The sequence below is a fragment of the Streptoverticillium olivoreticuli subsp. olivoreticuli genome, assembly GCF_003391135.1.
Lineage (GTDB): Bacteria > Actinomycetota > Actinomycetes > Streptomycetales > Streptomycetaceae > Streptomyces > Streptomyces blastmyceticus.
In genome coordinates, this window is sequence record NZ_CP031455.1 from 6,989,204 (window position 1) to 7,008,983 (window position 19,780).

Sequence of the window (19,780 nt, forward strand, 5' to 3'; positions counted from 1 at the left end):
CACTGTGAGCGACACCCCGAAGGACGAACTCCTGGCCGTGGCCCTCGAAGCCGCGGACCGGGCCGGCACCCTGCTCAGGGACGGCCGCCCGGCCGACCTGGGCGTCGCCGCGACCAAGACCAGCCCCATCGACGTCGTCACCGAGATGGACATCGCCGCCGAGAAGCTGATCACCGGCTTCCTCGCGGAGCGGCGCCCCGCCGACGGGGTGCTCGGCGAGGAGGGCGCCAGCAGCGCCGGCACCAGCGGCGTGCGGTGGATCGTCGACCCGCTCGACGGCACGGTCAACTACCTCTACGGGCTGCCCTCCTGGGCCGTCTCCATCGCCGCCGAGGTCGACGGGGAGGCCGTCGTCGGCGTGGTCGCCGCGCCGATGCGGGGCGAGACCTACCGCGCGGTGCGCGGCTCCGGGGCCTTCCTCGGCGACCGGCGGCTCGGCGTGCGCCCCGCACCGCCCCTCGCCCAGGCCCTCATCGGCACCGGCTTCGGCTATCTCACCTCCCGCCGGGCCGCCCAGGCGGAGGTCCTGCGCACCCTGCTCCCGGAGGTCCGCGACATCCGGCGCGGCGGGTCCGCGGCCATCGACCTGTGCGACGTGGCCTGCGGTCGGCTGGACGGCTACTACGAGCGGGGGCTCAACCCCTGGGACTACGCGGCGGGGGCCCTGATCGCCCGCGAGGCGGGCGCGCTGACGGGCGGCCGACCCGGGGAGCAGGCGTCCACGGAACTGACGCTGGCGGCCGCCCCTGGCCTCTTCGGGACGCTCCAGGACCGCCTGGAGACCCTGGGGGCCTGGCACGACTGACCCGGTGGCGGCGGGTGCCGCCCGGCCCGGAACACGGCAAACGCCCCCGCACCGGCAGGTGCGGGGGCGTTCGATGCGTGGATCGGCCGGTGCGGCTGCCGTTAGGCGGCGCTCACTTCGACGCCGTGCTCCGCCGCGAGGCGGTGCAGGTCCTCCAGCGCCGCCTGCTCCACCTCGGCGAGGAAGTCGTCGCCCGACCTGCGGGCCTGGTCCAGGTCGGACCGGGTGCTTTCTATGCGCTGCAGAATGCCAGCGGTGAACGCGTCCATAGTGCTGCGCCCCCTCCAGGGTCGGCTCACGGCGGCACGGGGGTGTGCCTGGGGGTCACCCCCGGCGGGACCGGGGGAGAAACGATCGCACCCTGCCCCTTCGGGCGGCGGCGGCTCGTGACGTGCCGCTGCTCGGGTGTGATCGCGGGTGTGCAGACGTCTTCCCCACCGCCGTCCGCGGGGAAACCTGCGGCCGCCGGGCAATCCGGAATCACACCGGAACCACGCGGGAACCCCACGCCCGCCCACCGCTGCCGCCCATGCCCCTTACAGCCGGTTTACCGGAGGAGGAGGCAGGATGGATACACCCCACCGGGGAACCACATGCCTGCCCCGACCAAGGGCTCCAAGGGAAGGATCAACGCCGTGCGCGTACTCGTCGTCGAGGACGAGCAGCTGCTCGCCGATGCCGTCGCCACCGGATTGCGCCGGGAGGCCATGGCCGTCGACGTCGTGTACGACGGAGCGGCCGCGCTGGAGCGCGTCGCCGTCAACGACTACGACGTCATCGTCCTCGACCGCGACCTCCCGCTCGTCCACGGTGACGACGTGTGCCGCAAGGTCGTCGAGCTCGGCATGCCCACCCGCGTCCTGATGCTGACCGCCTCCGGCGACGTCAGCGACCGCGTGGAGGGCCTGGAGATCGGCGCCGACGACTACCTGCCCAAGCCCTTCGCCTTCAGCGAGCTCACCGCCCGCGTCCGCGCCCTCGGGCGCCGTACGACCGTGGCGCTGCCGCCCGTCCTGGAGCGGGCCGGCATCAAGCTGGACCCCAACCGCCGCGAGGTCTTCCGCGAGGGCCGGGAGGTGCAGCTGGCACCCAAGGAGTTCGCGGTGCTGGAGGTGCTCATGCGCAGCGAGGGGGCCGTGGTCTCGGCCGAGCAGCTGCTGGAGAAGGCCTGGGACGAGAACACCGACCCCTTCACCAACGTCGTCCGCGTCACGGTCATGACCCTGCGCCGCAAGCTCGGCGAGCCCGCGGTGATCGTCACCGTGCCCGGCTCCGGTTATCGGATCTGACGCCCGATGCCCGCCACCCCCGCGCCGCCGGCGGCCCCGCACACCCCGCCGAAGCCCACCTGGGACCCCCGTCAGCCCGTCGTACGGCCGTTCCCCTGGCTGCGTCCGACCATCCGCATACGGCTCACCCTGCTCTACGGCGGGATGTTCCTGATGGCGGGCGTCCTGCTGCTCACGATCATCTATCTGCTGGCCGCCCACGCGCTGGACGCCGGCAGCACGCCGCTGATCAAGCTGAACAACGGCAGCCAGGTCACCGTGCCCGACTCCAGCCTCTGTCCTGCCCTGCGCCCCGGCCTGACGGCCGACGAGGCGAACAACGTCCTGAGCAACTGCACGAGCCACCTGCGTGCCCTCGCCCTCGACAGCCTCCTCAAGCGCTCCCTGCTCGCCCTCCTCGGCCTCGCCGTGATCGCCTTCGCCTTCGGCTACGCCATGGCGGGCCGGGTCCTCTCGCCGCTCGGCAAGATGACGCGCACGGCCCGCAGGGTCGCCGCCACGGACCTCTCGCGCCGTATCGAACTGGGTGGCCCGGAGGACGAGTTGAAGGAGCTCTCCGACACCTTCGACGAGATGCTCGACCGGCTGGAGCGGGCGTTCACCGCGCAGCAGCGCTTCGTGGCCAACGCCTCGCACGAGCTGCGCACCCCGCTGGCGATCAACCGCACGCTGCTGGAGGTCCACCTCTCCGACCCCGGCGCGTCCCCCGAGCTCCAGCAGCTCGGCAAGACCCTGCTGGCCACCAACGAGCGCAGCGAGCAGCTCGTGGAGGGCCTGCTGCTGCTCGCGCGCAGCGACAACGAGATCGTGGACCGCAAGCCCGTCGATCTCGCCGAGGTGGCCTCCCAGGCCATCGACCAGACCCGTGCGGAGGCCCAGGCCAAGGGCGTGGAGCTGCGCGGCACCCGGCAGCCCGCGGTCGTCCAGGGCAACGGCGTGCTCCTGGAGCGCATCGCGCTCAATCTCGTGCAGAACGCCGTGCGCTACAACACGGCCGACGGCTGGGTCGAGGTCACCACGGAGGCCCAGCCGGGCCGGGCGGTGCTGGTGGTGGAGAACACCGGCCCCATCGTCCCGGCGTACGAGGTGGACAACATCTTCGAGCCGTTCCGCCGCCTGCGCACCGAGCGGACCGGCAGCGACAAGGGTGTGGGCCTCGGCCTGTCGATCGTCCGCTCCGTCGCCCGCGCGCACGGCGGCAGGATCACCGCCGAACCCCGTGACGGGGGTGGATTGATCATGAGAGTGGTACTTCCCACCTGAGAATCTCTGCGAGAATGGGGCGGCCGCAGGTTCGCTTTGGGCGGAATTTTCATGGTCCGCCCCTCGCCGGAGGCGTGTGTGATCGCTCACATGCGCAAACTTTTGGCCATCCACTCTCCGTGATCATCGGGATCGACGGAACGCCGGGAAAATGGGGGTTTCCGGGGGTCCTGATCACGGGAAGTACACGTGATGGCGTATCCACATGCGGCATCCGGACCGTGTACGGTCCCGTTCGCCATCCATCCCCATCACCTCTTCAGGTGTGCGGTTGGGTGTCGATTGAGTAACAGACCTTGATGTGAGGCAAAATCTCCGCCTCGGGTCGGGCACAAGTCCGGCCTCTCACGCGTTACGTGCGCTGGAGACACCGCAGACACCCAGAGGGGGAGAGCGACATGGCAACGGACTACGACACCCCACGCAAGACCGACGATGACGTCAACGAGGACAGCATCGAGGAACTCAAGGCCCGGCGGAACGACAAGTCCGCTTCAACGGTCGACGTCGACGACTTCGAGGCCGCCGAGGGCCTGGAGCTGCCCGGCGCGGACCTCTCCAACGAGGAGCTGTCCGTCCGGGTCCTGCCTCGGCAGGCCGACGAGTTCACCTGCATGAGCTGCTTCCTCGTGCACCACCGCAGCCAGCTGGCCCGCGAGAAGAACGGCCAGCCGATCTGCCGCGACTGCGAGTGAGGAGCGGGTCTGCATGGCAGGCTCGATCCCGTTTCGCAAGCGGCGCTCCCGGCGGTCCGAACTGACCACCGGACCTGAGGGGAACGCCGCGCGGCAGAAGGGTGCCGACGAGACCGTCGGCGCCGTGGACACCACTCCTGCCGCCGGGGCCGGCACAGACGTCGAGCGGGGCCGTGCGGCCTCGCTCGCCGCCGTTGTCGGCCGTGGCGCCAGGAAGGGCGGCCGGGGGGCCAAGGCGGGCCTGACCGCCATGGCCGACCGGATCATCGCGAACGCCCCGCGCATCCCCGTGCGCGACCTCGCGACCCTGCGCGAGCAGTTCCCGGGCCTCGGCCCGGAGGAGCTCGCGGACAAACTGGTGGCGGGCGCCGCGTACGGCACCTCCACCGTGGGCGCCGGCGTCGGCGCCGCGGCCATGCTGCCGGTCCCGCCGGCCATGCCCGCCGAGCTGGCGGCCGAGATCGTCGGCGTCGCCGCCGTGGAGTTCAAGCTCATCGCCGAGCTCCACGAGGTCTACGGCCTGCGGGCCCCCGGCACCGTGCGCCAGCGCGCGGTGGCCTATCTCGGGGCGTGGGCCGACGAGCGCGGCATCGACGTCACCTCACCGCTGACCGTCAACGCGGCCCTCGGCGGCCAGCTGCGGCGCGAGCTGCGCCAGCAGGTCCTCAAGCGCACCTTCCGCAATCTGCCCAACCTCACGCCCTTCATGATCGGCGCGACCGTGGGCGCGGTGATGAACCGCCGTGACACCAAGAGGCTCGCCGAGAAGGTCCGCAAGGACCTGCGCGCCCGGCAGGTGTCCTGGGACGCCCTGCCGCCCGCCGGAGCGCCGGAGCCCGGCGCCCTCTAGCCCTGGGCGCCCTCAGGTCCGTACGGCCGCGAGAGCGGCGGCCAGGCGCTCGGGGGAGCGGGTGGAGAGATAGACGTACGGTGTGGGGTCCGCCGGGTCCGTGATCTCGATCCGCAGGGCCGTCGGGATGTAGCCGCGCAGCAGCATGAAGGCGCGGGTGTCGGCCTTGTGCGTGCGCCAGGCGCGGGCCTCCTCCGCGTCCAGGACCTCCGCCGTACCCAGCGCCGTCACCGGGATCCTCGCGTCGCCGGCGACGAGCGCGCCGCCGACGACCCGGATGCGCACCGAGCCGTACGAGCTGACCGCGACCGACGCGAGGGCGGCGCCGCCGACGAGCCCGCCCAGCATCGGGACCGTGCCCAGCGGCAGCAGGATCAGCGCCATGGCGACCCCGACGAGCGCCGCGATGAACCACCAGGATCGGGGTGCGGTCAGGCGTTCTTCGTAAGGCTGCATGGGCCAAGCCTGCCACGGACGGGACCGGGCCCTGTTCTCGCGGGTAAGGTCAGCCCCTGTGAGTGGACGAACGACAACGCCGACGCTGCCGCCCGGGGCCGAGCCGCCGGTGCGGCACCCCGACGCGCCCGCGCCCGGGGAGACCATCGGGGCGCACTATGAATACTGCTTCGGCTGCGGCGGGGGCGTCCCGCACGGTCTGCACGTGGAGGTGCGCGCCGGCGAGGGCGTGAGCGTCACCGCGGAGTTCCGCGTCAAGGAGGCGCACCAGGGCGCCCCCGGTCTCGCGCACGGCGGTGTGCTGGCCACGGCGCTGGACGAGACGCTGGGCTCGCTGGGCTGGCTGCTGCGGGTGATCGCGGTGACCGGGCGGCTGGAGACGGACTATGTGCGGCCCGTGCCGGTGGGCACCGTGCTGCACCTGGCGGCCGAGGTCCGCGCGGTGCACGGCCGTAAGATCTACGCCACGGCCACCGGCCGGATCGGCGGCCCGGAGGGCCCCGTCGCGGTCCAGGCGGAAGCGGTGTTCATCGAGGTCAAGGTCGACCACTTCATCGAGAACGGCCGTGCCGCCGAGATCCAGGCCGCCCTGGCCGACCCCGACCAGGTGAAGGTCGCGCGAGCTTTTGAGGTGAACCCGTGAGCCGTATGCCCCTGGACGTGCTGATCCGCCGGGTCGACCCGGAGGTGCCCGTCCCCTCCTACGGTCACCCCGGCGACGCCGGCTGCGACCTCGTGACCACCGAGGCCGCCGAGCTGGCGCCGGGGGAGCGGCTGGTGCTGCCCACCGGGGTGTCCATCGCGCTGCCCGACGGCTACGCCGCCTTCGTGCACCCGCGTTCGGGTCTCGCCGCCAGGTGCGGGGTCTCCATGGTGAATGCCCCGGGGACCATCGATGCCGGGTACCGTGGAGAGATCAAGGTGATTGTGGTCAATCTGGACCCGCGCGAGACCGTGCGGTTCGAGAGGTTCGACCGCATCGCCCAATTGGTTGTCCAGCAGGTCGAGAAGGTCCGCTTCCATGAGGTGGCGGAGCTTCCAGGCTCGGCACGGGCCGAAGGGGGCTTCGGGTCCACCGGTGGCCACGCTGCCGTGGGGAATGGATTCGCTTCGGTCGTCAGCGACCGGGAAGGACAGTGACGTGTTCGGTCGTCGCCGCAAGCGCGGGGAGGACGCCGTCGACCAGGTCGACGACGTGACCTCCGAGGAGTTGGCTGAGGACTCCCTCTCCAACGCGTCCGCAGAGGACATCGCGGCCGAGAGCCGGGTCCGGCTGGAGCCGGAGCCGCGCCCCGACGGGCCGTGGGACCTCTCCGAGGTCCGCGACCCCACGGAGGGCCGGGTGGACCTCGGCGGACTGTTCGTGCCCGGGGTCGAGGGCATGGAGCTGAGGGTCGAGGTCGCCGGTGACGCCATCGTCGCCGCGACGGTGGTGCTGCGCGACAGCGCCGTGCAGCTCCAGGCGTTCGCCGCCCCCAAGCGCGAGGGCATCTGGCACGAGGTGCGGGACGAGATCGCGTCCGGCATCACCCAGCAGGGCGGAGTCGTGGACGAGGTCCAGGGCCCGCTGGGCTGGGAGCTGCGGGCCCAGGTGCCGGTCGCGCTGCCGGACGGCACCCAGGGCGTCCAGCTCGTCCGCTTCGTGGGCTGTGACGGGCCGCGCTGGTTCCTGCGCGGTGTCATCTCGGGCCAGGGCGCGGTGCAGCCGCAGACCGCCGGGCTGCTCGAGCAGATCTTCCAGGACACCGTCGTCGTGCGCGGCGAGTCGCCGATGGCGCCCCGCGACCCGATCGTGCTGAAGCTGCCGGACGACGCGCAGATGGTCGCCGAGGGTCTTCAGCAGCCGGACGACGACGGCGGCTCGCGCTTCGCCGGTGGCGTGGACCGTCTGGAGCGGGGCCCGGAGATCTCCGAGGTGCGCTGAAAAACGCTCGTCAAACGGCTGGATCGTGCCGTTCCGCTGGGCCGCAACCCCGAATCGGGGTTGCGGCCCAGCGGCGTTTTCGCAGGTCAGAGCGGTATGCGTATGGAAACCGTCAAGGGGGCGCTAATGGCCGTATGAGAGGCGTCAACGGGGCGCTCGCGAGGCGACAACAGAGGTTTCCTTTGGGAGTCCGTTCATATCCGAACTCTCTAGGAGCACACGATGGCCGACGTGGCCTTCGTCGTCACCACGATCGCGGTCTTCGCGCTGGTGGCTCTCGTCGCCAAGGGGGTGACCAAGCTGTGACCGTCGAGAACATCGTCGGCCTGGTCGTGGCCGTCGCCCTGCTGGGCTACCTGATCCTCGCCCTCGTTTTCCCGGAGAGGTTCTAGCAAAGATATGAGCCCCGTCCTTTCCGGAGTCCTCCAGCTCACCGCGCTCGTCGCGGCGCTGGTGCTGGTCTACCGCCCGCTGGGCGACTACATGGCCCGCGTCTACAGCTCCGAGAAGCACCTGCGCGTCGAGAAGCTGATCTACCGCTCGATCGGCGCCAACCCCAACGCCGAGATGCGCTGGCCCGCCTACCTGCGCGGCATCCTCGCCTTCTCGGCGGCCAGCCTGCTCTTCCTCTACCTGCTCCAGCGGATCCAGGGCATCCTGCCGCACTCGCTCTCCCTGGGCTTCACGGCGATCAGCCCGGACCAGGCGTTCAACACCGCCGCCTCGTTCGTCGCCAACACCAACTGGCAGTCGTACTCGGGCGAGCAGGCCATGGGCCACGCCGTCCAGACGCTCGGCCTCGCCGTCCAGAACTTCGTCTCCGCCGCCGTCGGCATGGCCGTCGCCGTCGCGCTCGTCCGGGGCTTCGCCCGGGCCCGCACCGGCGAGCTGGGCAACTTCTGGTCCGACCTGGTGCGCGGCACGATCCGCATCCTGATCCCGATCTCCGTGATCGGCGCGGTCGTGCTCGTCGCCTGCGGCGCGATCCAGAACTTCGCGGGCATCCACGACATCGGGCAGCTCGCCGGCGGCACCCAGCAGGTCAACGGCGGCGCCGTGGCCTCGCAGGAGGCCATCAAGGAGCTCGGCACCAACGGCGGCGGCTACTTCAACGCCAACTCCGCCCACCCGTTCGAGAACCCCAACGCCTTCACCAACCTCTTCGAGATCTTCCTGATCCTCGTCATCCCCTTCTCGCTGACGCGGACCTTCGGCAAGCTCGTCGGCAACGTCAAGCAGGGTTACGCGATCCTCGCGGCCATGGGCGTGATCTGGCTGGGCTTCACCGCGCTGATGATGTGGACCGAGTTCCACCACGGCGGGGCGGCCCTGCAGGCGGCGGGCGGTGCGCTGGAGGGCAAGGAGCAGCGGTTCGGCATCGGCGGGACCTCGATCTTCGCGACCTCCACCACCCTGACCTCGACCGGCGCGGTGGACGGCTTCCACTCCTCGTTCACCGGCTTCGGCGGCGGCATCGCGCTGCTCGGCATGATGCTGGGCGAGATCGCGCCCGGCGGCGTCGGCTCCGGTCTGTACGGCATGCTCGTCATGGCGATCATCGCGGTGTTCATCGCGGGCCTGATGGTCGGCCGTACGCCCGAGTACCTCGGCAAGAAGATCGGCACCCGCGAGATCAAGCTCGCCGCGTGCTACATCCTCATCACCCCGACCCTGGTGCTCGGCTTCACCGCCGTGTCCATGGTGATGGCGACCCCGCCGCACTCGATCCTCAACGTCGCGGGCAACTCGGTGGACGGCAGCGGAGCGCACGGCTTCTCCGAGGTGCTCTACGCCTTCACCTCCGGTGCCAACAACAACGGCTCCGCGATGGCCGGCCTCAACGCCAACACGCAGTGGTACAACACCACGATCGGTCTGGCCATGCTCCTCGGCCGCTTCCTGCCGATGGTCTTCGTGCTGGCACTGGCCGGCTCGCTGGCCGAGCAGAAGCCCGTCCCCGAGACCGCGGGCACCCTGCGCACCGAGAAGCCGCTCTTCGCGGGCCTGCTCGTCGGCGCGATCCTCATCATCACCGGCTTGACCTACTTCCCGGCACTGGCCCTTGGCCCGATGGCGGAGGGACTCTCATGAGCACGACCACCCCTGTCCGTACCGCCCCCGAGGAGCCCAAGGACGAGCGTCCGCACGGCTCCGAGGAGCCCGGCCGGGTCTCCGGCGGTCTCTTCGACCCGGCGCAGCTGGTGAAGTCGCTGCCGGACGCGTTCCGCAAGCTCGATCCCCGGGTGATGGTGAAGTCCCCGGTGATGTTCGTGGTCGAGGTCGGCTCGGTGGTCACCACCGGGCTGGCGCTCAAGGACCCCGGTGCCTGGTTCGGCTGGGCGATCACCATCTGGCTGTGGCTGACCGTCATCTTCGCCAACCTCGCCGAGGCCGTCGCCGAGGGGCGCGGCAAGGCGCAGGCGGACACCCTGCGCAAGGCCAAGACCGACACCGTCGCGCGCCGTCTGAACGGCGGCACGGAGGAGTCGGTGCCCGGCACCGAGCTGCGCGTGGGCGACCTCGTCGTCTGTGAGGCCGGGGACATCATCCCCGGCGACGGCGATGTCGTCGAAGGCGTCGCGTCGGTCGACGAGTCCGCGATCACGGGCGAGTCCGCGCCGGTCATCCGTGAGTCCGGCGGTGACCGCTCGGCGGTCACCGGCGGCACCAAGGTCCTCTCCGACCGCATCGTCATCAAGATCATGACGAAGCCGGGCGAGACCTTCATCGACCGGATGATCAACCTGGTCGAGGGCGCCGCCCGGCAGAAGACGCCGAACGAGATCGCGCTCAACATCCTGCTGGCCTCGCTCACCATCGTCTTCCTGCTGGCCGTCGTCACGCTCCAGCCCTTCGCGATCTACGCGCACGCCGAGCAGTCGATGATCGTGCTCGCCGCCCTGGTGGTCTGCCTGATCCCGACCACCATCGGCGCGCTGCTCTCCGCGATCGGCATCGCCGGCATGGACCGGCTCGTCCAGCGCAATGTGCTGGCCATGTCCGGGCGCGCGGTCGAGGCGGCCGGTGACATCTCCACACTGCTGCTCGACAAGACCGGCACCATCACCTATGGCAACCGCCAGGCTGCCGAGTTCGTCCCGGTCAAGGGCACCATGGCCGCCGAGGTGGCGGACGCCGCCCAGCTCTCCTCCCTCGCGGACGAGACGCCCGAGGGCCGCTCGATCGTCGTCCTCGCGAAGGAGAAGTACGGCCTGCGCGAGCGCCACGAGGGCGAACTCGTCGGCGCCGAGTGGATCCCCTTCACCGCCCAGACCCGCATGTCCGGCGTCGACGTGGACGGACGCAAGGTCCGCAAGGGCGCGACCGGCTCGGTCCTCACCTGGGTCACCGAGCGCGGCGGCCGGATCGCCGAGGACGCGACCAAGCTCACCGACGACATCTCCCAGGCCGGCGGCACCCCGCTGCTCGTCGCCGTCGAGGACGAGAAGGGCGCCCGCGTCCTGGGCGTCATCCACCTCAAGGACGTCGTCAAGGAGGGCATGCGCGAGCGCTTCGACGAGCTGCGCCGGATGGGCATCAAGACCGTCATGATCACGGGTGACAACCCGCTGACGGCGAAGGCGATCGCCGAGGAGGCGGGGGTCGACGACTTCCTCGCGGAGGCGACGCCCGAGGACAAGATGGCGCTCATCAAGCGTGAGCAGGCCGGCGGCAAGCTCGTCGCGATGACGGGCGACGGCACCAACGACGCCCCCGCGCTGGCCCAGGCGGACGTGGGCGTGGCCATGAACACCGGCACCTCGGCCGCCAAGGAGGCCGGGAACATGGTGGACCTGGACTCCAACCCCACCAAGCTCATCGAGATCGTCGAGATCGGCAAGCAGCTCCTGATCACCCGCGGCGCGCTGACCACCTTCTCCATCGCCAACGACGTCGCGAAGTACTTCGCGATCATCCCGGCGATGTTCGCGGTGGCCTACCCGGGCCTGGACAAGCTCAACATCATGAGCCTGCACAGCCCGCAGACCGCGATCCTCTCCGCCGTCATCTTCAACGCGCTGGTCATCGTGGCCCTGGTGCCGCTCGCCCTCAAGGGCGTGCGTTACCGGCCGATGAGCGCGGACAGCATGCTCCGGCGCAACCTCACCGTCTACGGACTGGGCGGCCTCGTCGCCCCGTTCATCGGCATCAAGATCATCGACCTGCTCATCTCCCTCATCCCTGGCATCGGGTGACCTCCATGAACAACTCCGTACGCAGCACGGCCCGGCTGGCCGGCGCGGGCCTGCGGGCCCTGCTCGTCCTCACGCTGGTCTGCGGGGTGATCTACCCCCTGGTCGTCACCGGCATCGCCCAGGTGGCCTTCCACGACAAGGCCAACGGCTCCGAGGTCAAGGTCGGCGGCAAGTCCGTCGGCTCCGAGCGGCTCGGCCAGTCCTACACGCTGGACGAGAAGGACAAGGCGGGGAACCCGCTGCCCGACCCGAAGTTCTTCCAGGGCCGGCCCTCGGCGGCCGGTCCCAACACCGAGAACACGCAGTACAAGCTGCTGGTGTCCGGCGCCTCCAACCTCGCCGCGGACAGCAAGGTCCTGCTGGACAGCGTCCAGCAGCGCCGCGCCGACGTCGCCGCCTTCAACGGCGTCTCCCCGTCGGCGGTCCCGACGGACGCCCTCACCGCCTCCGGCTCCGGTCTCGACCCGGACATCTCCCCGGAGTACGCACGGCTCCAGGCCGACCGCGTCGCCAAGGCCAACCACCTGCCGGAGGACGAGGTCCACAAACTGGTCGACGACCACACCGACGGGCGCATCCTGGGCTTCATGGGCGAGGAGCGCGTCAACGTCCTCCAGCTCAACGTCGCGCTCCGGAAGCTCGCCAAGGGCTGACGCGACAGCGGTGACGACGACGGCGGACGGCCGGGGCACGGAGCCCCGGCCGTCCGCCGTCGTCGTGGGGCGGGGAAACCGCGCCCGAAGGGAATCGTGCCCGATCAGCTGAACGTTCGACCCGCGGCAGGGCACTCTGGGAAGCGTGGCATCCCTCACCCCGCAGCCCCAAGTCATCCCGTCCGCACCACACATGGTGGTCTGCGGCGACGACGGTCTCGTCCACCGGCTCGCCGCCGAACTCTCCGGCGTCTACGGCGAGCGCGTCACCCTCGTCGTGCCGCCCGCCCGCGACGGACGCCCCCGCCCCGCCGCCGTGCCCGGCCGCGCCGCCACCCTCCTCGGACGCGTGACCGGCGTGGTGGGCCGCGCCGCCGGGGTCAACGGCAGCTCCGGCGCGGGGAGTCCGCCCGGCGGGCTCGTACATGTCGTGGAGGCGCCCGAGCCCGACGACGAGGCGCTCGCCGAAGCCGGGGTGGACCGGGCCACCGCCCTCGCCCTCGTCTATGACGACGACGAGACCAACATCCACGCCGCCCTGCGCGCCCGCCGCGCCAACCCCCGGCTGCGGCTGGTCATCCGGATGTACAACCGCCGGCTCGGCCAGCACCTGGAGGAGCTCCTCGACCAGGCCGCCCGGACGGGCAACGGGGCCCCGGGCGACCCCGGCGCCGCCGAGGCGACCACCACCGTCCTCTCGGACGCCGACACCGCCGCCCCCGCGCTCGTCGCGGCGGCCGTATCCGGCCACTCCAAGGTCATCGAGGCGGGCGGGCTGCTGCTGAGAGCCGTCGAGAGACCCCCGCTGGGCCCCGGCGAGCGCACCCGCCCCGGCGACCGGACCGTCGCGCTCCTCACCCCGCCGCGCTCCGACGGCACCGACGGCGAAGGCCCCGTCATGCTGCCGGACGCGGAGACCGTGGCGGGGGCGGGCGGCCGCGGCCGCATCGTCCTGGAGCGGGTCCACTACTCCGTACCGCCGCACCGCACCCCCCGGCTGAGGGACCGCAGCCTGCCCCTGGGGTCGTTCTTCTCGCCCCGGCTGCGCTGGGCCCTGGCCTGGCCGGCGGCCGCCGTCTGCGGGCTGGCCGTCGCCTCCTGGCTGGTCACCGACGAGAACCCCGCGCACGCCGCCTACCTCTCCCTCCTCGACCTCTTCGCCATCAACGACCCGGCGATCGGCCAGCCGCTCGGCCGGCAGATCCTCCAGCTCCTCTCCGGCCTCGCCGGACTGCTGCTGCTCCCGCTGCTGGTGGCCGCCGCCCTGGAGGGGCTCGGGACCTTCCGCTCGGCCTCCGCGCTGCGCCGCCCGCCGCGCGGGCTCTCCGGCCACGTGGTGCTGCTCGGGCTCGGCAAGATCGGGTCCCGGGTGCTGGCCCGCCTTCGCGAGCTGGACATCCCGGTCGTCTGCGTGGAGCGCGACCCCCAGGCCCGCGGGGTGGCGCTCGCCCGCTCGCTGCGGGTGCCGACCGTCATCGGCGACGTCACGGAGGAAGGGGTGCTGGAGGCCGCCAAGATCGGCGAGAGCCGCACCCTGCTCGCGCTCACCAGCAGTGACACCACCAATCTGGAGGCCGTGCTCTACGCCCGCGCGGTCAGGCCGGACGTCGGCGTGGTGATGAGGCTGTACGAGGACCGGTTCTCCAAGGCCGTCTACCGCACGCTGCGCGACTCCCACCCCCGCGCCCGGACCCGCAGCCGCAGCGTCTCCTACCTGGTCGCCCCGGCCTTCGCCGGGGCGATGATGGGCCGTCAGATCCTGGGCGCGGTACCGGTGGAGCGGCGGGTGCTCCTCATCGCCGCGGTGGAGGCGGGGAGCCACCCGGGGCTGGCGGGCCGCACGGTCGCCGAGGCGTTCCAACCGGGCTCCTGGCGCGCCCTCGCCCTGGCCTCGGAGGGCACCGGCGACCGGCCGGAGACGCCCGCCCGGCCGCCCCACCCGCCGGGCGGGCCCGCGCCCGGATACGTCCTGCGCCCCGAGGACCGCGTCGTGGTCGCCGCCACCCGTCAGGGCCTCGCCGAACTGCTGGGCGCGCGGCCGGTGCCCAGGCCGCGCACCGACGCGGGGTGAAATGACGGATTCCGCTGGGCAAATGGGGCGTTCACGGGCTACGATCAAGATCAACCGCGGCGCCCGCGAGACCGGCGCCCGTCCCCTTTGCCGCGTACCCCTGCCTCAACTCCCCCGAGGCAGGGGTACGTATGTCACCAGACGTCCCCCGGGCGCCAGTCGCACACCAGCTCCCCGTCGAGGTCGAGCTCGGCGCCCAGCGGCAGCACATGGATGCAGCCGTCCTCCTCCGCGGTGCGCTCGATCCCCGTGGGGGCGAGGACCGCGGACGGGCCGCGCCACTGCCGCCAGCCACGGCCCACGTACAGCGGCACGGCCTCGTCGGCGGCGCCGAGCGCCCCCAGCTCGTACCCGCCGTGCCGCAGGACGTGCTCCAGCGCGCCCATCACCGCCGAGGCGACGCCCCGGCGGCGCCGGTCCGCGCGGACCGCCACCGCCTCCACATAGCCGGTGCGCAGGGCGCGGCCGCCGTGCAGCAGACGGCGCTGCACGAGGGAGCCGTGGCCGATCAGGCCGCCGTTCCCGTACGCGAGGGCGTGCATGCCGCCGACGGTGTGGTCCCAGTCGTCGTCGTTGAAGCCCCCCTCGAAGGCGTGGTCCATCAGGTCCCTCACGGCCGCGAGTTCCGCCTTGCTCAGCTGCGAGGTGTGCACGGTGCGTACGTCGGTCATACCGGGCATGGTGTCATCCCCGCACGACACCGGGGCGTGCCCCGGTGGCCCCGGCCGTGGTTACGCGGTCACGCGTCAGGACCGCGTCAATACCTGATGAGCAGCAGCCCCGCGCGGCAAATGTCCAGAACCATGGCCGTAAGGTCGAACATGCGCGACAGTGCTGCACCTCGGGGCGGACAACCACTCCGAACACTGTCGCGTTTCGTGAAAGACAATGGGGCCATGGGACGCGGCAAGCTTCGGATCTACCTCGGCGCGGCACCGGGCGTCGGCAAGACATACGCGATGCTCTCCGAGGCGCACCGCCGGGTCGAGCGCGGCACCGACGCCGCCGTCGGCTTCGTGGAGCACCACGGCCGCCCGCGCACCGAGGTGCTGCTGCACGGCCTGGAGGAGGTGCCCCGCCGCGAGCTCACCTACCGGGGGACCGTCTTCAGCGAGATGGACGTCGACGCGGTGCTGGCCCGCCGCCCCGCCGTCGCCTTCGTCGACGAGCTCGCCCACACCAATGTGCCCGGCTCCCGCAACACCAAGCGCTGGCAGGACGTCGAGGAGCTCCTCCAGGCGGGCATCGACGTCGTCTCGGCCGTCAACATCCAGCACCTCGAATCGCTGGGCGACGTGGTCGAGTCCATAACGGGCGTCCGGCAGCAGGAGACCGTCCCCGACGAGGTCGTCCGCCGCGCGGACCAGATCGAGCTCGTCGACATGTCGCCGCAGGCCCTGCGCCGCCGCATGGCGCACGGCAACATCTACAAGCCCGACAAGGTCGACGCCGCCCTCTCCAACTACTTCCGGCCCGGCAACCTGACCGCGCTGCGCGAGCTGGCGCTGCTGTGGACGGCCGACCGCGTCGACGAGTACCTCCGGCAGTACCGCACCGACCACAGCGTCTCCACGATCTGGCAGGCCCGCGAGCGCATCGTCGTCGGCCTCACCGGCGGCCCCGAGGGCCGCACCCTGATCCGCCGCGCCTCCCGCATGGCCGCCAAGGGCTCGGGCAGCGAGATCCTCGCCGTCTACATCGCCCGCAGCGACGGGCTCACCTCGGCCTCGCCGAAGGAGCTGGCCGTCCAGCGCACCCTGGTCGAGGACCTCGGCGGCACCTTCCACCATGTGATCGGCGACGACGTACCCGCCTCGCTGCTGGAGTTCGCCCGCGGCGTCAACGCCACCCAGGTCGTGCTCGGCTCCAGCCGTCGCAAGACCTGGCAGTACATCTTCGGCCCCGGCGTCGGCCAGACCGTCGCCCGGGACTCCGGCCCCGACCTCGACGTCCACATCGTCACCCACGAGGAGGTCGCCAAGGGCCGCGGCCTGCCCGTCGCCCGCGGCGCCCGCCTCGGCCGGGGCCGCATCGTGGGCGGCTGGTTCGCCGGCGTCCTGTGCCCCGTCCTGCTCAGCCTGCTGCTCACGCACATCGACCCGGACCTCGGTCTGGCCAACGACATGCTGCTGTTCCTGTGCCTGACGGTCGCGGCCGCGCTGCTCGGCGGCCTCCTGCCGTCACTGGCCTCGGCGGCCTTCTGCTCGCTGCTGCTGAACTACTACTTCGTCGAACCGCTGCACCGGCTGACGATCACCGACCCCAAGAACATCGTCGCCATCACGATCTTCGTGTTCGTCGCGGTCTCCGTGGCCTCCGTGGTCGACCTCGCCGCCCGCCGCACCCACCAGGCCGCCCGGCTGCGCGCCGAGTCCGAGGTCCTGTCCTTCCTCGCCGGCAGCGTCCTGCGCGGCGACACCAGCCTGGACGCCCTCCTGGAGCGGGTGCGGGAGACCTTCGCGATGGAGTCCGTCGCCCTGCTGGAACGCACCAGCGAGGTCGACCCCTGGACCTGCGCGAGCAGCGTCGTCACCAGCACCGGCAAGCCCCTGCTGCGCCCCGAGGACGCCGACGTGGACATGCCGGTGGGCGACAACATGGCCCTCGCCCTCTCCGGCCGGGTGCTGCCCGCCGAGGACCGCCGCGTCCTGGCCGCCTTCGCCGCCCAGGCCGCGGTCTTCCTGGACCGGCAGCGGCTCGTGGGCCAGGCCGAGCGGGCCCAGGAGCTCGCCGAGGGCAACCGCATCCGTACGGCCCTGCTGGCGGCCGTCAGCCACGACCTGCGCACGCCGCTCGCCGCGATCAAGGCCGCGGTGACCTCCCTGCGCTCCGACGACGTCTCCTGGTCCGAGGAGGACGAGGCCGAGCTGCTCGCGGGCATCGAGGACGGCGCGGACCGGCTCGACCACCTCGTCGGCAACCTCCTCGACATGTCCCGGCTCCAGACCGGCACCGTCACCCCGCTGATCCGTGAGATCGACCTCGACGAGGTGGTCCCGATGGCCCTGGGCGGGGTCCCCGAGGGCAGCGTCGCCCTCGACATCCCCGAGTCGCTGCCCATGGTGGCCGTCGACCCCGGGCTGCTGGAGCGCAGCGTCGCCAACATCGTCGAGAACGCCGTGAAGTACAGCCCCGACGGCATCCCCGTCCTCGTCGCCGCCAGCGCCCTGGGCGAGCGCGTGGAGGTCCGCGTCGCCGACCGGGGCCCCGGCGTCCCCGACAGTGCCAAGGACCGCATCTTCGAGCCCTTCCAGCGCTACGGTGACGCTCCGCGCGGCGCCGGCGTCGGCCTCGGCCTCGCCGTCGCCCGGGGCTTCGCCGAGGCCATGGGCGGCACGCTCACGGCCGAGGACACCCCCGGCGGCGGGATGACCATGGTCCTCACCCTGCGGGTCGCCGCGGGCCACCCGCCCGTACGCCCGGAGCTCCCGGCCCATGCCACCTCCTGACCCCCGCTGCACACCGCACAGACAGCTCACCGACCAAGACCCAGGGCCCAGCGGATGGGCCCGAACGAACAGCAGAGGTGGTTCCGAATGAACCGGGTGCTCGTGGTGGATGACGAGCCGCAGATCGTCCGCGCTCTCGTGATCAACCTCAAGGCGCGGAAGTACGAGGTCGACGCCGCCCCCGACGGCGCCACGGCACTCCAGCTCGCCGCCGCCCGCCACCCCGACGTGGTCATCCTCGACCTCGGCCTGCCCGACATGGACGGCGTCGAGGTGATCAAGGGCCTGCGCGGCTGGACCCGGGTGCCGATCCTCGTCCTCTCCGCCCGGCAGACCTCCGACGAGAAGGTCGAGGCGCTCGACGCGGGCGCCGACGACTACGTCACCAAGCCCTTCGGCATGGACGAGCTGCTCGCCCGGCTGCGCGCCGCCGTCCGGCGCGCGGAGCCGACGGGGCCGTCCGCCGCGGGCGACGACGCGATCGTCGAGACCGAGGTCTTCACCGTCGACCTGGCGGCGAAGAAGGTCAACCGCGGGGGCCGGGACGTCCGGCTCACCCCGACGGAGTGGCACCTGCTGGAGGTCCTGGTACGCAATACGGGCCGTCTCGTCAGCCAGAAGCAGCTGCTCCAGGAGGTCTGGGGCCCGTCCTACGGCACCGAGACCAACTACCTCCGGGTCTACATGGCCCAGCTCCGCCGCAAACTCGAACTGGACCCGTCCCACCCGAAGCACTTCATCACGGAACCGGGGATGGGATACCGCTTCGAGGTGTGAGGGGGGTGCTCCGGCCGGGGGGCCGGGGGTTGTCCCCCGGAGGAGCGGCATTACGGAGCCGGGGATGGGATACCGCTTCGAGGTGTGACACCGGGAGCGGTGGGTCACCCGTATGACGTACGGGCCCCGCCCGGATGGGCCGACGGTACGCTTGATTCATGAGTGCCGTACCCCGTTCCGAGAAGCCGACCGGCCGCTTTCGCCGGATGCTCGACCGGCTGTCCACCTCGCAGGAGGACCTGCACTCCGCGGAGCTGCAACAGGACGCGGAGGCCGTGGGCTGCACCCGCATCTGCGACTGCGACGACCGTCAGATAGTCAAGGTCACCGGCACGCTGCGGACCGTTACGCTCCGCCCCCGTGCCGGGGTGCCCGCGCTGGAGGCGGAGCTGTTCGACGGCTCGGCGGCGCTCGATGTGGTGTGGCTCGGACGCCGTTCCATCGTCGGCATCGAACCCGGCCGTAAGCTGATCGCCTCCGGTCGGATCTCCATGAGCCGTGGACGCCGGGTGCTGTTCAATCCCAAGTACGAACTCCGACCGCTCGGACAGGAGTAACGGGTGACGTCTCTCGACAAGCCGACGGACCAGCAAGGACAGGGCGCCGGCGGCGCCGACGCGAGATCGGCCACCGAGGCGGCCCTCTTCGAGGCGTTCGGCGGAGTGCGGGGCATGGTCGAGACGACCGTGCCGGGCCTGGTCTTCGTCGCGGTCTACACCGTCAAGCGGGACATCCACATCGCGGCCATCGCGGCGCTCGGCCTGTCCGTGGTGCTGGGCATCGCGCGGCTCGTGGGCAAGGACACCCTCAAGCACGCCTTCAGCGGCGTCTTCGGGGTCGCCTTCGGCGCGGTCTTCGCGATGATGTCCGGCGACGCCAAGAACTTCTACCTGCCGGGCATGCTCTACAGCCTCGGGCTCGCCGTGGCGTACATCGTCACCTCGCTCGTGGGCTATCCGCTGCTCGGCCTGATCCTCGGCCCGGTGTTCAAGGAGAACCTCTCCTGGCGCACCCGCAACCCCGGCCGCAAGGTCGCGTACACCAAGGCCAGCTGGGCCTGGGGCCTGATCCTGCTCGCCAAGTCGGCGATCCTCTTCCCGCTCTACTGGTGGGGCGACGCGACGTCCCTGGGCTGGGTCAAGGTGGCACTCGGCATCCCGCCGATGCTGCTGTCCGTCTACCTGACGTGGATCTTCCTGGCGAAGGCTCCGCCGCCGATCGACGTCTTCGCGGAGATGGAAGCGGCCGAGGCCGCTGCCGCTGTGGAGAAGTCCGGGGTCACCGCCGTGCTGGACGGTGCGCTGGACGAGGCGGCGGAGGAGCTCGTCCGGGATCCCTCGCGGCAACGCTGA

Annotated in this window: 20 protein-coding genes; 17 read left to right on the forward strand and 3 right to left on the reverse strand. The window is 71.6% G+C overall.

Going from position 1 to position 19,780, the window contains the following annotated elements; genetic code table 11:
* The first annotated feature begins 4 nt into the window (after window positions 1–4).
* Window positions 5–805 (forward strand): inositol monophosphatase family protein, encoded by an 801-nt coding sequence (locus DXZ73_RS31030; protein ID WP_116214296.1) that lies wholly within the window; start codon window positions 5–7, stop codon window positions 803–805.
* Window positions 806–906: 101 nt separating this feature from the next.
* On the opposite strand, the gene DXZ73_RS38450 is transcribed toward DXZ73_RS31030, so the two are convergent.
* Window positions 907–1,074: a hypothetical protein gene (locus DXZ73_RS38450; RefSeq protein WP_162890385.1), complete on the reverse strand. Its 168-nt coding sequence runs from the start codon at window positions 1,072–1,074 to the stop codon at window positions 907–909.
* 366 nt (window positions 1,075–1,440) lie between these two features.
* Between DXZ73_RS38450 and DXZ73_RS31035 the strand changes: the two genes are divergently transcribed.
* The 4 genes from DXZ73_RS31035 to DXZ73_RS31050 all read left to right on the forward strand — a co-directional run bounded on the left by DXZ73_RS31035 (window position 1,441) and on the right by DXZ73_RS31050 (window position 4,902).
* Window positions 1,441–2,094 carry a response regulator transcription factor gene (locus tag DXZ73_RS31035; RefSeq protein ID WP_116215978.1) on the forward strand — a complete coding sequence of 218 codons (654 nt, stop codon included), beginning with the start codon at window positions 1,441–1,443 and terminating at the stop codon, window positions 2,092–2,094.
* A 6-nt stretch (window positions 2,095–2,100) separates the two neighbouring features.
* Window positions 2,101–3,357, forward strand: a complete 1,257-nt coding sequence (locus tag DXZ73_RS31040) for a sensor histidine kinase (RefSeq protein ID WP_116214297.1) — start codon at window positions 2,101–2,103, stop codon at window positions 3,355–3,357.
* Between the two features lie 398 nt (window positions 3,358–3,755).
* Window positions 3,756–4,052: a DUF4193 domain-containing protein gene (locus tag DXZ73_RS31045; protein ID WP_116214298.1), complete on the forward strand. Its 297-nt coding sequence runs from the start codon at window positions 3,756–3,758 to the stop codon at window positions 4,050–4,052.
* 13 nt (window positions 4,053–4,065) lie between these two features.
* The gene (locus tag DXZ73_RS31050; protein WP_116214299.1) at window positions 4,066–4,902 is read left to right on the forward strand and encodes a hypothetical protein; all 837 of its coding nucleotides are present in this window, start codon (window positions 4,066–4,068) and stop codon (window positions 4,900–4,902) included.
* A 12-nt stretch (window positions 4,903–4,914) separates the two neighbouring features.
* On the opposite strand, the gene DXZ73_RS31055 is transcribed toward DXZ73_RS31050, so the two are convergent.
* Window positions 4,915–5,358: a DUF3093 domain-containing protein gene (locus DXZ73_RS31055; protein WP_116214300.1), complete on the reverse strand. Its 444-nt coding sequence runs from the start codon at window positions 5,356–5,358 to the stop codon at window positions 4,915–4,917.
* 58 nt (window positions 5,359–5,416) lie between these two features.
* Here DXZ73_RS31055 and DXZ73_RS31060 point away from each other — a divergent pair, with 58 nt between their 5' ends.
* From DXZ73_RS31060 to DXZ73_RS31095, 8 genes are all read left to right on the forward strand, one after another.
* Window positions 5,417–6,001 (forward strand): PaaI family thioesterase, encoded by a 585-nt coding sequence (locus DXZ73_RS31060; RefSeq protein WP_240351561.1) that lies wholly within the window; start codon window positions 5,417–5,419, stop codon window positions 5,999–6,001.
* Window positions 5,998–6,498 carry a dUTP diphosphatase gene (gene dut, locus DXZ73_RS31065; protein ID WP_116214302.1) on the forward strand — a complete coding sequence of 167 codons (501 nt, stop codon included), beginning with the start codon at window positions 5,998–6,000 and terminating at the stop codon, window positions 6,496–6,498. The genes DXZ73_RS31060 and dut overlap by 4 nt, the downstream gene beginning before the upstream one ends.
* Window position 6,499: 1 nt before the next feature.
* Window positions 6,500–7,282 carry a DUF3710 domain-containing protein gene (locus DXZ73_RS31070; protein WP_116214303.1) on the forward strand — a complete coding sequence of 261 codons (783 nt, stop codon included), beginning with the start codon at window positions 6,500–6,502 and terminating at the stop codon, window positions 7,280–7,282.
* A gap of 302 nt (window positions 7,283–7,584) precedes the next feature.
* Window positions 7,585–7,674, forward strand: a complete 90-nt coding sequence (gene kdpF / locus DXZ73_RS31075) for a K(+)-transporting ATPase subunit F (RefSeq protein WP_116214304.1) — start codon at window positions 7,585–7,587, stop codon at window positions 7,672–7,674.
* Window positions 7,675–7,681: 7 nt separating this feature from the next.
* Window positions 7,682–9,373, forward strand: coding sequence for a potassium-transporting ATPase subunit KdpA (gene kdpA, locus DXZ73_RS31080; RefSeq protein WP_116214305.1), 1,692 nt, complete (start codon window positions 7,682–7,684; stop codon window positions 9,371–9,373).
* Complete coding sequence (gene kdpB, locus DXZ73_RS31085; RefSeq protein WP_116214306.1) at window positions 9,370–11,478, forward strand: potassium-transporting ATPase subunit KdpB; 2,109 nt, start codon at window positions 9,370–9,372, stop codon at window positions 11,476–11,478. Before kdpA ends, kdpB begins: the two co-directional genes overlap by 4 nt.
* Before the next feature lie 5 nt (window positions 11,479–11,483).
* Window positions 11,484–12,131 carry a potassium-transporting ATPase subunit KdpC gene (gene kdpC / locus DXZ73_RS31090; protein ID WP_116214307.1) on the forward strand — a complete coding sequence of 216 codons (648 nt, stop codon included), beginning with the start codon at window positions 11,484–11,486 and terminating at the stop codon, window positions 12,129–12,131.
* Between the two features lie 193 nt (window positions 12,132–12,324).
* Window positions 12,325–14,202 carry an NAD-binding protein gene (locus DXZ73_RS31095; RefSeq protein ID WP_116214308.1) on the forward strand — a complete coding sequence of 626 codons (1,878 nt, stop codon included), beginning with the start codon at window positions 12,325–12,327 and terminating at the stop codon, window positions 14,200–14,202.
* A gap of 134 nt (window positions 14,203–14,336) precedes the next feature.
* On the opposite strand, the gene DXZ73_RS31100 is transcribed toward DXZ73_RS31095, so the two are convergent.
* On the reverse strand, window positions 14,337–14,882 hold the full coding sequence (locus tag DXZ73_RS31100; protein WP_425315881.1) for a GNAT family N-acetyltransferase: 546 nt from the start codon (window positions 14,880–14,882) through the stop codon (window positions 14,337–14,339).
* A 216-nt stretch (window positions 14,883–15,098) separates the two neighbouring features.
* On the opposite strand from DXZ73_RS31100, the gene DXZ73_RS31105 reads away from it, so the two are divergent.
* The 4 genes from DXZ73_RS31105 to DXZ73_RS31120 all read left to right on the forward strand — a co-directional run bounded on the left by DXZ73_RS31105 (window position 15,099) and on the right by DXZ73_RS31120 (window position 19,780).
* Window positions 15,099–17,651 (forward strand): sensor histidine kinase, encoded by a 2,553-nt coding sequence (locus tag DXZ73_RS31105; RefSeq protein WP_116214310.1) that lies wholly within the window; start codon window positions 15,099–15,101, stop codon window positions 17,649–17,651.
* 87 nt (window positions 17,652–17,738) lie between these two features.
* Window positions 17,739–18,428, forward strand: coding sequence for a response regulator (locus DXZ73_RS31110; RefSeq protein WP_116214311.1), 690 nt, complete (start codon window positions 17,739–17,741; stop codon window positions 18,426–18,428).
* 158 nt (window positions 18,429–18,586) lie between these two features.
* Entirely contained in the window at window positions 18,587–18,985 is a 399-nt protein-coding gene (locus tag DXZ73_RS31115) for an OB-fold nucleic acid binding domain-containing protein (protein ID WP_116214312.1), read from the forward strand.
* Window positions 18,986–18,988: 3 nt separating this feature from the next.
* Window positions 18,989–19,780, forward strand: coding sequence for a DUF3159 domain-containing protein (locus DXZ73_RS31120; RefSeq protein ID WP_116214313.1), 792 nt, complete (start codon window positions 18,989–18,991; stop codon window positions 19,778–19,780).